Annotated in this window: 10 protein-coding genes; 3 read left to right on the plus strand and 7 right to left on the minus strand. The window is 40.7% G+C overall.

All coding sequences use genetic code 11. The features are described from left to right. Positions 1-95 precede the first annotated feature (95 nt). The 5 genes from OC25_RS19605 to OC25_RS19625 form a co-directional block, all read right to left on the minus strand. Positions 96-2,681 (minus strand): phosphoenolpyruvate carboxylase, encoded by a 2,586-nt coding sequence (locus tag OC25_RS19605; RefSeq protein ID WP_039479647.1) that lies wholly within the window; start codon positions 2,679-2,681, stop codon positions 96-98. Positions 2,682-2,943: 262 nt separating this feature from the next. Next, positions 2,944-4,491, minus strand: coding sequence for a DHA2 family efflux MFS transporter permease subunit (locus OC25_RS19610; protein ID WP_039479650.1), 1,548 nt, complete (start codon positions 4,489-4,491; stop codon positions 2,944-2,946). An 8-nt stretch (positions 4,492-4,499) separates the two neighbouring features. Continuing rightward, the gene (locus tag OC25_RS19615; RefSeq protein ID WP_039479651.1) at positions 4,500-5,579 is read right to left on the minus strand and encodes an HlyD family secretion protein; all 1,080 of its coding nucleotides are present in this window, start codon (positions 5,577-5,579) and stop codon (positions 4,500-4,502) included. 8 nt (positions 5,580-5,587) lie between these two features. Beyond that, on the minus strand, positions 5,588-6,907 hold the full coding sequence (locus OC25_RS19620) for a TolC family protein (protein ID WP_039479655.1): 1,320 nt from the start codon (positions 6,905-6,907) through the stop codon (positions 5,588-5,590). Beyond that, positions 6,904-7,533, minus strand: a complete 630-nt coding sequence (locus OC25_RS19625; protein ID WP_039479657.1) for a TetR/AcrR family transcriptional regulator — start codon at positions 7,531-7,533, stop codon at positions 6,904-6,906. The genes OC25_RS19620 and OC25_RS19625 overlap by 4 nt, the downstream gene beginning before the upstream one ends. A 118-nt stretch (positions 7,534-7,651) precedes the next feature. On the opposite strand from OC25_RS19625, the gene OC25_RS19630 reads away from it, so the two are divergent. From OC25_RS19630 to OC25_RS19640, 3 genes are all read left to right on the plus strand, one after another. Then, on the plus strand, positions 7,652-10,147 hold the full coding sequence (locus OC25_RS19630; protein ID WP_039479658.1) for a bifunctional glycoside hydrolase family 9 protein/polysaccharide deacetylase: 2,496 nt from the start codon (positions 7,652-7,654) through the stop codon (positions 10,145-10,147). Positions 10,148-10,219: 72 nt separating this feature from the next. Beyond that, positions 10,220-10,405, plus strand: coding sequence for a hypothetical protein (locus OC25_RS19635; RefSeq protein ID WP_039479661.1), 186 nt, complete (start codon positions 10,220-10,222; stop codon positions 10,403-10,405). A 70-nt stretch (positions 10,406-10,475) separates the two neighbouring features. Further along, complete coding sequence (locus tag OC25_RS19640) at positions 10,476-11,039, plus strand: DUF2911 domain-containing protein (protein WP_039479664.1); 564 nt, start codon at positions 10,476-10,478, stop codon at positions 11,037-11,039. A gap of 70 nt (positions 11,040-11,109) precedes the next feature. On the opposite strand, the gene OC25_RS19645 is transcribed toward OC25_RS19640, so the two are convergent. Both OC25_RS19645 and OC25_RS19650 read right to left on the minus strand, forming a co-directional pair. Beyond that, positions 11,110-11,568, minus strand: coding sequence for a nuclear transport factor 2 family protein (locus OC25_RS19645; RefSeq protein WP_039479666.1), 459 nt, complete (start codon positions 11,566-11,568; stop codon positions 11,110-11,112). A 166-nt stretch (positions 11,569-11,734) separates the two neighbouring features. Next, a complete protein-coding gene (locus OC25_RS19650) occupies positions 11,735-13,192 on the minus strand; it encodes a RagB/SusD family nutrient uptake outer membrane protein (protein ID WP_039479669.1) in 1,458 nt (485 codons plus the stop codon). Between the last annotated feature and the right edge of the window lie 6 nt (positions 13,193-13,198).

Below are 13,198 nucleotides of genomic sequence, written 5' to 3' on the forward strand. Positions count from 1 at the left end.
AATCCCATTCATGAAAAAAGGCCTGTGATGATACAGGCCTTTAATATATTTTGAAACCTCGCAGGTTTATCAAACCTGCGAGGTTTGGCAGAAAGTTAAGCCAAATTCCTTCCGGCATTTACAATACCAAACACCGTCCTAACCGCAAGCTTTTCTAAAGCATGCTGATCTTTCTCGTTCTGATCGTGCTGTAATTTTTCTAAAGCAAAATGCTGAATCAATACCAAAGGCAAAATAATTCGCTCACGCGTGGCAATTGATTTTTTATCGATAGGATAATTAGCCATTAAAGTTGCCTGTCCGGATAGTTTTAAAAGCATCTGCTTCGCTAATTCAAATTCATTGTGTAGTTGGGTCCAAAAAGCACCGAATTCTTTATCTGCAGCCATATGCGCTGTAATGGTGAAGTCTGATTTGCTCATACTCATCATACAGTTATCTACAATTGTTTTCAGGTAATCAGATTCCTCGTAAACCTTAAGCACTTTATCCCAGTTACCGGCTTTTTCCTGGTTTTTAAGTGCAGTTCCCATGCCGTAGAAACCCGGAACATTTTGTTTTAACATGCTCCATGCGGTAACAAAGCTAATGGCCCTTAAATCTTCCAGTTTCATTTCGCCACCACCATTTCTTTTCACTGGTCGGCTACTGATATTGGCCTGTGATAATAGTTTTAATGGCGAAAGTTTCTCGAGGTAACTCACAAACAGTTTGTGTTCGCGCAAATCAACAAATGCGGTATAAGCATCTTCAGCCATTTCATCAAGCAAAGCCTTATTTTCCGGATCCAGAAGCACATTGTGTTTTTCTTTTAAACCCGAGGTAAGTCCAGCATTGATGAGTTGTTCGATATTAAACTCTGCACTTTCTACCGATCCGTACTGCGAACTAATGGTTTGCCCCTGCACCGTTAACTGCATGTTTTTGTTGGCAATTTCTTTACCCATTGAGGCATAGAAACGGTGTGTTTTACCTCCACCACGTGCAGGCGGGCCACCACGGCCATCAAAAAAGGCAAGTTGAATATTATGTTTAGCCGAAATGGCCGATAACGATGTTTTACCGTTAAAGATAGACCAGTTAGCCATTAAATAGCCACCATCTTTGGTACTATCAGAATAACCCAGCATAATGTGCTGTTTATTGCCACGTTTAGCCAGGTGTGCTTTGTAGAATGGGTTGCTATACAAAGTATCCATAATGGCTGCTGCACCTTTTAAATCGTTTACGGTTTCGAAAAGCGGTACGAAATCGATGGTTAACGAATCCTTGCTCCAGCCATTCCAAAGGAAAAGCTCAATCAGCTGAAGAATATCGCTCGCCTGCTGGCAATTACTGATAATGAACCGGTGACAAGCCTTTTCGCCGTTGCGTTGCTGAATGCCTTTAATTTCTTTAATTACCTCTATGGTATCTTTGGTTAAAGCATCGGGCTCGCTTGCATAAGCAATGGTTGCTTCTTTAAACGAAATCAGGTCCAGTTTCTCTGCTTCCGAAAGTTTATCGTAATCGGCAGGGTATAAAGATGAAATAGGCTTGTTTGCGCGGCAGTAGGCATGTACATTGCGCAGCACGCGACTATCCTGACGGATATCTAACGAAGCAAAGTAGTTTCCATATAAGTCTATTTTGCGGATCAGGTCATTAACCAAATCTACAAACAGCCCCTCATGCTCTGCTAAAAGCGTATCTTTAATCTTATTCAGGTTCTCCTTCAGCTCAATTGAAATATCCTGCAATTCGCAGGTTTGGTCGAAAGCATTTTTATACAGCACATCGTGCAGCTTGGTAATGTTTTCTTCTACCCCTCTAAAGGTAATGCGGCGTTTAATTACCCTGAAATCGCGGTAATAGCAACGGAACAAAATCTGACGGAGCATTTTAGAAACTTCTAAAGTGGTATCGGCATGGATATTTGGATTACCATCCCTATCGCCACCCGGCCAAAAACCGAGTTCTAAAATTTTCTTGGTTTCGAGGTTATATTCATCCAGGTTCTGGTCTATTTCTTCCTGAATATTTGCCGCTGCGAAATAAAAGGTATTTTCTAAAAACCAGGCCAGGTTTAATGCCTCATCAACTGGTGTAGGCGATTTTTTATTGAAAAATGGTGTTTTACCTAACTGCTGTAACAGCGAGTTCATTGAGGTAAGGTCGTTATCTCTGATGGCTTGTGTTAAATCGGTAATGATGGCCAGAACAGTACCCGGATAAAACTGTGTAGGGTGTGCGGTTAACACCAAACGTAGCGAAAGCTCATCAATCAGTTTTTCTATTTTCGCCAATACCGGTTTATTATCAGCATTCTTCTTTAAAATAAAAGCCAGGGTGCTCTGCTCATCGGTGGTATTTAACTTGGTAAAAGAAGCATCTTCTACGGCATCAAAAAGTACTACCTGACGCTCGATGTATTGAATAAACCTGAAAAGCAAATCAATGATATCCTTTCGGTCGGTGTAGCTGGTATATTTGGCAAAAAACTCTTCGATAACCTGTGCTGGTTTTGCTCCGTTGGCAATGCCCTCTTCACAGCTCTTAAAAAACAGCGGAAGCAAAGTTCCGGTGTCTTTAATTTTGTAAAAAGGCAAGGTGAGAAACAGACTGTTAAAGAGTTCAAATTTTGAGATTACCTCATTGTTAAAAATAGATTCTCGTTGTGTAGTTAAACGAAGTTTAGGCATGGCTTATGCAGTGGTTTTGTATTCCGTAATACTACAAAAAATGCGTAAGGTATTAAAATTCTAAGGCTTACAATTTGGAAAATTGTAGAATAAATTTTAATTTTAGAATCTTATTTGGCCACTATGTGGTTAAGTAAGAACATTTGCAATGTTTAAGGGCATTGCATTGATTGTTAATTTTTTGGGTTAAAACAGCCGATGTAATAAAATACACCGGCTGTTTTTGTTTTTTGCCATTATTTAGGCTATTTCGTTGCCAATTTTAGTGCACATCGGCAGGAATGTTTGCATTTTTCTTAAACTTTTGAAGATAAAGCAACGGAATTGAGAACAACATAATCAAGCCCGCAACCCAATAGGCATCGTCATAAGTAAGTAACATGGTTTGTCTGGTAACGATTCCTTCCATCGCTTTTGCGGCCATAATTTTAGCCTCAAACAAACTTTGGCCCTTAGCCATAAAGCCTTTAATTAAACCATTAAAACGCTCTACAAATGCCGGGTTATATTCATTCACATTTGTTAACAAATTACTTCTGTGAAGGCCTGAACGAATGTGGATCAATGTGGTTAGTGCAGCAATACCGAACGAACCACCCAACTGGCGCATCATGTTGTTTAAACCCGAACCCTGACCAATTTCAGGCCCTTTTAAATCCTGTATAGCCAAAGTGGTTAACGGCACGAATAAAAGCGCCATCCCTATACCTCGGATAACCAATGGAAGGAAGAAATCGCCTGTACCCGATTGCAGGGTCGAATTGCTTAGCATCCAGCAGAAAACGAAGAACAAGAACATCCCTATGGTAGCCATAAACTGGGCAGGTATACCTTTCTTAAGCATAATACCGATAAAAGGCATCATGATAATGGTACATAAACCACCCGGAAAGAGCAATTCTCCGGTTTGCAATGCCGAGAAGCCCAGCAGGTTTTGACAGAACACCGGAAACACGAATACTGATCCATATAAACCGAATCCCAATACAAACGAGGTAAACATACCCACTGCAAAACTGCGGTGGCGCATAATTTTAAAGTTTACAATCGGGTGGTCGGTACTCATTTCGCGCCAGATGAAAAGCAGTAAGCCAAATACTGATGCTGCTGCCAAAGCTGTAATGTATGGCGTAGCAAACCAGTCTTCGCTCTCTCCTTTTTCGAGCACGGTTTGTAAACTGCCTACTGCGATTGCCAATAAGACAATTCCCCACCAATCAACAGGCTGGCCTTTCCCCTCTTTAGGGGTGGCCCGCACAAAGGTGTAGGTACAGTAGGCCGCGAGTATTCCGACCGGAATGTTTACATAAAAAATCCACGGCCACGAACTGATATCCAGAATATAACCACCAATGGTTGGTCCAACAGTTGGCCCCACTACTGCACCCAAACCAAATAAGGCTGTTGCAATACCCACGTCTTCGCGTGGCCAGGTTTCGATCAGGATAGCCTGTGCAGTTGATATTAAACCACCACCGGCCAAACCCTGTATAATTCTGAATAAAACCAGTTCGCCTAATGAGGTGGCATTACCACATAAAAAGGATACCAGTGTAAAAACAATAATGGAGGTAAGAAAATAGTTTTTTCTGCCAAACCGGTTACCTAACCAGCCCGACATTGGCAATACGATAACGTTGGCTACCGCATAGCCGGTGGAAAGCCAGGCCACATCCTCCAGTGTGGCGCCCAGGTTTCCCTGTATTTGTGGAATCGCTACGTTTACGATGGTCGTATCAATCAGCTCCAGCAAAGAAGCTGTGATCACCGTAAAGGTAATGATCCACTTTTTTAAACCTACTTCGGCCATTTTAAATATTAATTAACAGAAACTGAAGCTTTAACGCTCATACCCGGGCGTAATTTAGCCAGCAATTCTTTTGATGGATGGATTTTGATTTTTACCGGAACACGTTGTACAACTTTAACGAAGTTACCTGTAGCATTATCTGGAGGCAATAAAGATCCTTTTGCACCGGTAATTGGCGCGAAATTATATACTTCACCTTCAATTTTTTCGTCAGGATAAGCATCAACCTCGATTTCTACTTTCGAACCTGATTTGATTTTCTCTAACTGGGTTTCTTTAAAGTTGGCAGTAACGTAGATACTTCCATCGTTTACTACCGAGAACAAAGATTGGCCCGCCTGTACCAACTGACCTTTTTGTACATTCTTTTTAGAAACAATACCCGAAGCCGGTGCTTTGATATCTGTATACGATAATTGCAAGGTTGCAAAATCGATATCGCTCTGCCGCTGACTGATTACATTGCTGCTTACAGCTAATTGCGATTGAGTTGTACCCACTTGTTTAACCGCAGCATTGTATTGATCTTGTGCTGCCTGATAGGCTGCCTGTGCTGCTTGTTTAGCCGCTTCTGCTGCTTCTTTATTAGCTTTTGACTGATCGAAAGCCTGTTGGGTTATAGAACCATCTTTAACCAGGTTTGCATAACGTGCAAAATCTTTCTGAGCCAGGGTAAGCTTAACGTTTGCCGACTGAACATTAGCTCTTGCGGTTTCTACATTAGCCTTAGCAGTACTGGTATTGGCTTGCGTAGCAGCAATTTGAGATTGTGCTACACCAACGCCGGCACTTGCACCTTTTTGGCCCGATTGTGCCTGCTCTAATTTTACCTTGTAATCGTTATCATCAAGTTTAACCAAAACCTGACCTTCGGTTACATGGGTATTTTCTTCGAAATTAATGTCCTTAACATAGCCGCCAACACGGGCAACAACCGGACTGATGTCGCCATCAATCTGTGCATCGTCTGTATCTACGTGTTTGCTATAATAATTCCACTCTGTGATACCAAAAACGGCACCTATTACTAGTAAAACACCTAAAATGATGGGTACTACTATGCTCTTTTTTTTCTTTTCAGTTGTCATTGCTGTATTTATTGCGTTATTTTTCCTGTTGATTTTAATAGCGTATAGTAAGCCAAACCAGCGTCGGCTTTTGCTATTTCTAAGTTTATTTTTGCTTGGTATAATAAGGTTTCGGCGTCGATACGATCGGTAACAGATGCTACATTGTTTTTGTATTTTGAAGCCAGTAATTTGTCGTTCTCAGTAGCCTGCGAAATTGAGGTTTCTAAAACCTGAATTTTGTTTACAGCCACCTGGTAGCTTTGAAAATTCTTATTGATATCAGTTTTTACCTGATCAGATAAAATGTCTTTCTGAATGCTAATGGCGTTTTGCTGGATTTTAGCCTCACTTACCTTATTCTTGTTGGTCCAAAGGTTGCCAATATTCCATGAAATGGTAGCACCTAAGGTAACCGGCATTAAATACTGGTTTGCTGGCGGGATAAAATTACCGCTTGGGTTAATGTAATAAAGATTAGCCCCTACGCCTACAGTAGGTAAAGTATTGGCTCTGATGCTTTTGATATTAAAACCAGCAACTTTATTTTGTACTTCAAGTTGTTTTAGCTCCTGGCGGTTGGCCATGGCTAAGCCTATATACTCATTAAGGGAACCTGTTGCTTTTAAACCAGCAGTCGGGTCAGTAATTTTAACTTCGGTATCTTCAGGTAAACCCAAAAGAATATCGAGGTTGTAGTTAATTACCTTGCGGTTGCTTTCGATATCCATTTGCGTAAGCGTAACATTTGCCTGCTGTAATTGGAAACGCAATACATCATTTTTGGTTACAATGCCTTGCTCAAAGAAACGTTGTGCTTGTTTAATTTGCGCTGCAATGGCTTCCAAATTCTGATCAACCACTTTTCTGCTCTGCAGAACTTTATACAAAGCGTAATAGGTATTAATTACCGCATAGGTAATTTCCTCCTTGTTTTTATCGGCATCTAAACGCGCTACGTCGGCCAGTAATTTGGTCGACTCTTTGGCGTACTTTAATTTGCCTCCGCCATAAACCAGTTCCTGTACTGCAGCCGTTCCTACAAAGGCATCGGCCCTTTTAGGCAGGTGGAAAGAAGATTCGCTTCCCGGCAGGGTAAAAGTAGTTGTCGGAATTTCGGCGTGATTGTACATAAAGCTGGCATTGGCGGTAGGTAAAGCATTATCTTTTACCACGGCCAGTTTTGCAACCGCCTCATCAATTTTGTTCTGCGAAAGTTTTAAATTCTTACTGTTGGCTATGCCAAGTGCTATTGCCTGATTGATATCTAGTTCCTTACTGCTTTGTGCAAATAAAGCCGCCGGAACTAATGATGCCACAAGCATTAATTTTATTGATTTGGGTATCATTTTTTCGTTGTTAAATAAACTGTTGTTAGGTCTTGCAAGTGGGTTATGGCCCGCTCTTTAATCATTTTTTTATCTTTAGGGTTATTCAGATCGAAGTTGGAGCAGGATAAGATTTTGTTTGGCGCGATGACCACATTAGAAATTGTTCCCATAATGGTTGCAATGATCATCCGTACATCAACGTCCTTTTTAAAAGAACCATCTTCAATTCCACCGGTAATAATGCGATCAATCATCTGCATGTTCTGGCCCATGGCATCTTTAATTTTATCGTACATTTCTGGCCGTTGCGTTAAAGACAATTCGCGGTGCATCATTTTGTGAAAGGCGGTATTGTTCAGAATTCTGTTTACATAACCTTCTATCACTTTGTGCAATTTTTCTAATGCCGAAATCTTATCTTCATTGATGATTTTTAACTGGGATGCGAAACTTGCAATGCGTTCGTTCATGATCTCCACAAAAACCCCTTCTTTCGAACCGAAATAATAATTTATCATGGCCATATTTGCACCAGACTCTTTCGAAATCTGGCGGGTAGAAGTACCCTCATACCCTGTTTCGCAAAACAGCTTTTCTGCTGCTTCCAAAATGGCCTGCCTTTTATCTACTTTTTCTGTTTTCATTTTCTTTTTGACGACACAAAATTAATCAAACGATTGATTAATTTGCAAGTGTTTAATCACTTCTTTTACATTCTCTTGATAAAACCCTAATTTTAAGTGTAATAATCATCCATAAAGCATGAGAAATAAATTCTACGCCACTATACTGATGCTGGGCATCTGCTTTATTTTATATGCATTTGGCACCAAACATTCGCAGAATGAGTCCAGCTGGATCAGGATAAATTTATTGGGCTACCCTACCGAAAGTATTAAAGTAGCGATATGGGCAAGTAAAAGCGACCAAACCCCTAAGCGTTTCGAAATTATAGATCAGGAAACCAAAGCTGTTGTTTATACGTCTACCGATATTAAAAGTTTTGGCGCCTATGGTCCATTTAGGCAAACGGCCAGGCTGGATTTTAGCGATTTTAAGCAAAATGGTAAATTTTATATTCGTGCCGGCGAAACGATATCGCCACTGGTTCTAATTAACAATGACGTTTATAAAGATGCTGCCAATTTCTGTTTACGCTACATGCGGCAACAACGCAGCGGCTTTAATCCCTATTTAAAAGACAGCTGCCATACCCACGACGGTTTTGTATTGTATGGAGGCAAAGCCGGCATTAAAGACAGTACACACTTTGATGCCACGGGTGGCTGGCACGATGCAAGCGACTACCTGCAATATGCCACAACCTCGGCAAATGCCACCTATCACCTGTTAATGGCCTATCGCGATTATCCGCAGGTTTTTAGCGATACACAACAAGCCAATGGCCTGGACGGGAAAAACGGTATTGCAGACGTTTTAGATGAAGCCAGATGGGGGCTGGACTGGTTGTTAAAAATGCACCCCAAAAAGAATATCATGTTTAATCAACTGGCCGATGACCGCGACCACATCAGCATGCGCATCCCAAAAGAAGATAACCAATATGGCAAAGGTTTCGAACGCCCGCTGTATTTGATCACAGGGGAGCCGCAGCAAAGGGGCAAATTCATGAACAATACCACTGGCACAAGCTCTACTGCAGCTAAATTTACCAGCGCTTTCAATCTCGGTGCTATATTGTTTAAAAATAGAGATAAACCATATGCCCGAATACTTACTGAAAAAGCCCAAAGCGCCTATCATTATGCTTTGCTGAAACCTGGCGTAACCCAAACCGTTTCGGTAAAATCGCCCTACATTTATGCCGAGGATAATTGGGTTGACGATATGGAGCTGGCAGAAGCATCGTTTAACTTTGGTAAAGAAAAACCAGACAGGGGAAAGGCCAAACTTGCCTTAAAATATGCCAGGCATGAAACTGTCACCCCATGGCTGAAGAAAGATACAGCCGCTCATTACCAATATTATCCTTTTATTAATCTCGGCCATTACGAGGTAGCCAAACAGGGCGATGATACAACCACAGCGTATTATAAAACAGGTATAGAACAGGTATGGAACCGCGCTAAAAACAATGCTTTTTATCGTGGCATCCCGTTTATCTGGTGTAGCAACAACTTAACGGTTGCCTTTGCCATGCAATGTAACTGGTATGCGGAGCTAAGTGGTGATGATACTTTTGCAGCACTGGCACAAGCCAATTTCGACTGGATTTTTGGCTGCAATCCCTGGGGAACGAGTATGGTTTACGGCCTACCACAATGGGGCGATACACCAACAGATCCGCATTCGGCCTTTACCCATTTAAAAAACTATCCGATAGATGGCGGATTGGTAGATGGGCCTGTTTACACCAACATTTATAAGAACCTGATTGGCATTAAATTGAACGATGCCGACGAATATGCTGATTTTCAAAGTGATTTGGCTGTTTACCATGATGATTACGGGGATTATAGTACTAACGAACCCACCATGGATGGCACGGCTTCGCTCATTTATTTACTGGCAGCCAAAGCAGCGCAAGCAAATTTAACCGACCACAAAACCAAAAGCCTGGGCGCCATTATTCGCGGCGATTCTACACAAAAGAAAATCCATTTGGTTTTTACGGGTGATGAATTTGCTGATGGTGGCGAAAAAATCAGGGCTGTGCTTGCGCATGAAGACGTTAAAGCATCTTTCTTTTTAACGGGGAATTTTTACAGGAACCCTAAATTTAATACGCTGATAAAAAAGCTAAAAAAAGATGGCCATTACCTGGGGCCACATTCTGATAAACACCTTTTATACTGTGATTGGGATAAACGCGATAGTTTATTGGTTACGCAGGACGAATTTGTAAAGGATTTAGAAGCCAACTACGATGCAATGGCAACCTTCGGTATAACCAGGCAGGCCGCAAGGTATTTTTTACCTCCTTATGAGTGGTATAACCAGACCATTTCCAACTGGACTAAAGCACAAGACTTGCAATTGATTAATTTTACGCCTGGTACACGCTCAAATGCCGATTACACCTACCCACAAATGGGAAAAAGTTATAAAACCAGTGCAGAGATTTACCAATCGATAACCACATATAACGAGACCAAGCCCAACGGTTTAAATGGTTTTATTTTGTTGCTGCACATTGGTACGGATGCGCGAAGAACAGACAAATTTTACCATCGTTTGCCCGAGCTCATCAGCTATTTAAAGCACAAAGGTTATAAATTAGATCGAATTGATAATTAATTGGAATATTGGTGCCAATCACAAATTAAAATTTAAAATAAATATTAACTTTGCCTCCAAATAATAAAAAACATGAGTGTACAAGAGAACAGCAGCAATAATTTTAACTGGTTATATTATGCTTTAGGTTTATTCTTCGGAATTTTAACTGGAGCAATCATTACACAAAACTACATTTTCGCTTTATTAGGTGGTGTTTTAGGTTTGTTAACAGCAGGCTTATTTTTAAACGCTATCGTTAAAGGAAGAAAATACTAATTTATTTTTATTTACGTATTCGCTGTAAAGTGTCGATGCGCTTTATGGGTTACGCCTTAATTCACAGCAGATGAAACATATATTCATTGTTGTTTTCGCTCTTATATGCTTTAGTGCAAAGGCTCAGCAAGCCACAGAAGTAAAATTCCCGGCTGCAGATCCTAGTCCGGCAGATATTGTATATTTCCCCTTAAATGCACCAAAGGCTAAAGCCGGTGATTTAACCAAACCAATAATTAAGGTCGTTTATTCGCGTCCACAGAAAAAAGGCCGCGATATTTTTGGGGTTCTGGAGCAGTACGGAACGGTTTGGCGTTTTGGAGCCAACGAAAATACTGAGATCCGTTTCTTTAAAAAGGTTAAAATTGGCGGAAAGAAGATCAAGGCAGGTACATACAGCCTCTTTGCCATCCCGAATAAAGATACCTGGACCATTATTATTAATAGTGAAACAGATAAATGGGGCGCATTTAGCTACAACCAGGCTAAAGATGTGATACGGGTAAATGTTCCGGTTAAAACATTGGCTAAACCAATAGAATATTTCTCTTTAACCTTTGCCCCTGCTACCGAAGGTGCAAACCTGATTGCCGGATGGGATAAAACACAGGTAGAATTGCCTATAAACTTTTAAGATCATTATAGTTAAAATACGAAAGGCCTGGCGTAAAAACCAGGCCTTTTGCATTTACATAAAACTAAAATTAAACCAGTTTTTTAGCCTGGCTTTCGCTGGTGACGAAGACTTTATATACCTGGGTAATCTTCCACTCCCCTTCTTTATTTTTCTCTATAATTACGAAGTTTTGTTGAGCACCATCAAACAACTCATAATTCACATCTACACGGGCAATAACCAATGCATCGGTTTCAGAAACGATGGTTGAACTGATGTTACAGTCTTTTTGTACTACACCTTCATCTTTTTTCATTTGAGCCAGAACCTCACTTGCTTTGTGCTTGATCACCCTCACATCCCTGTTCGATGTAAAAACGGCATCATCACTTAAAACAGCTTTTAACTTCTTATAATCAGAATTCATATAGCTATCCATAAAGTAATTAATAACCGATTTATGGCTTGCAGTAGGTTTTTCTGCTGCTAAAACATTATTTGTGATTGTAATACCTAGTAATAGAATCACCAAAGCTTTTAGTCTCATAACTATCTGTGTTTTTTTATTAAAGATCGGCTACAACGCAGAATAATAATATGCCGATAACACCATAATTATCAGGTAACTAAAATGTGATACACCAATAAAAAAGCCCTTTCCAACTGGTTTGGAAAGGGCTGTATTGCGGAATTAAATCCGATATAAAAATAGATTAATAACCCGGGTTTTGCTGAGGTTTTAGCACCGGGTTTGCGTCTAATTCTGCTTGCGGGATTGGAGAAACCAACCTGTTGTCGCCTGACGGAAAGTTTACGATTTTCCAGTGTACGGTAGAACCAGTTCTATCTACACCTTTTTTCGTGCGCAACAAATCGAAAAACTTGTGTCCTTCGCCGTATAATTCTTTATTGCGCTCTAAAAGTATTTCTTCAATTAAAGCGTTGCCTGTGTTTGCAGAAACAACTGTAGCTACACCTGCGCGTTGTTGAATAGCCAGCAAGGCTTGTTTAGCGGCAGGTTCATTGCCTAATCTGGCTTCAGCCTCTGCTTCGATTAAATACATTTCGGAAGAACGAATTAGCACCTGATTATTCGCCGGCGTAGTTGTAAAGTCGAACTTATTGATCAAATACCCTTCTCCTCGTCTTCTGTAAGCACCGGTACTGGCAGCAGCTGTCGGACTGTTTTTAACCAGAAACTGTTTTTTACGCTCATCATTTGCGGCAAAAGAATTAAAGAAATCATCAGTCACCCTAAAGCTCGAGTAACCTGAATCATAAGGATCGTAAAAAGATGATACGGCTAAAAAGCCCTGGTTATCGTCAGTTCTTACGTTAATGGCATAAATCCACTCGGTAGTTGGGTTGTTAAAGCCGGTTAATAAGGCTGCTGCCGTACTTAATGGTTTTGCGGCACGTGCTAATTTAGCATAACGGCTAGCTTCTGCCCAATTACCCATGTTTAAATAAACACGAGCTAACATACCTTGTATTGCCGGAACACTCATTCTATAAATACTGGTTCTGCCCGCTGTTGGTAAGTTTGTTTCAGCATATTTCAAGTCCTCAATAATAAAAGCATATACATCTTTTACTTTATCTCTTGCTGGTGATGTTTCGTCCGGCCCTAAAGGCTTTCTTAAAATCGGAACACCGAGGGCATCAGGATTCACAGCATAAGGCTGCGCAAACCAACGTACCAACCAGAAATAAGTATAAGCTCTTAATGCCCTGGCCTCAGACAAATATTCTGTTTTTAAGGCGTCGCTTATGGGTGCATCAGGGATATTTGCTACAAACTGATTTGCATTTGAAATCACTTTATAACTGTATTGCCACCAGGTAAAAGCATCACCATTATTTACCGTTTCTACAAACTGGTATTGCGCTACAAAGCGGTTATAGTTTCCGGCACCACTTACAATCATCACATCGTTACCTTTAACATCGGCACTTAATATCATGTTGTTGGTATAGCCTGAAAAAGTGGTTAAATCGTAAATACCAGTCATGGCTGCCTGTATTTTGGCAGGTGATGAAAAAGCATCTTTGGCATTAATTTGTTGTGTTGGGGTTACCTGCAAAAATTCTTTTTTGCAGGATGTTGCTCCAACCAGAAGCAACATTACTCCCGTATATATAGCGGTTTTATATGTTCTTATCTTTCTCATTTCTTT

Source organism: Pedobacter kyungheensis (assembly GCF_000812965.1).
GTDB lineage: Bacteria > Bacteroidota > Bacteroidia > Sphingobacteriales > Sphingobacteriaceae > Pedobacter > Pedobacter kyungheensis.

Coding starts and splice junctions, on each gene's coding strand:
- OC25_RS19615 (WP_039479651.1), bottom strand. CDS start 5,579: ATGACAACTGAAAAGAAAAAAAAGAGCATAGTAGTACCCATCATTTTA.
- OC25_RS19620 (WP_039479655.1), bottom strand. CDS start 6,907: ATGATACCCAAATCAATAAAATTAATGCTTGTGGCATCATTAGTTCCG.
- OC25_RS19630 (WP_039479658.1), top strand. CDS start 7,652: ATGAGAAATAAATTCTACGCCACTATACTGATGCTGGGCATCTGCTTT.
- OC25_RS19610 (WP_039479650.1), bottom strand. CDS start 4,491: ATGGCCGAAGTAGGTTTAAAAAAGTGGATCATTACCTTTACGGTGATC.
- OC25_RS19625 (WP_039479657.1), bottom strand. CDS start 7,533: ATGAAAACAGAAAAAGTAGATAAAAGGCAGGCCATTTTGGAAGCAGCA.
- OC25_RS19640 (WP_039479664.1), top strand. CDS start 10,476: ATGAAACATATATTCATTGTTGTTTTCGCTCTTATATGCTTTAGTGCA.
- OC25_RS19635 (WP_039479661.1), top strand. CDS start 10,220: ATGAGTGTACAAGAGAACAGCAGCAATAATTTTAACTGGTTATATTAT.
- OC25_RS19650 (WP_039479669.1), bottom strand. CDS start 13,192: ATGAGAAAGATAAGAACATATAAAACCGCTATATATACGGGAGTAATG.
- OC25_RS19645 (WP_039479666.1), bottom strand. CDS start 11,568: ATGAGACTAAAAGCTTTGGTGATTCTATTACTAGGTATTACAATCACA.
- OC25_RS19605 (WP_039479647.1), bottom strand. CDS start 2,681: ATGCCTAAACTTCGTTTAACTACACAACGAGAATCTATTTTTAACAAT.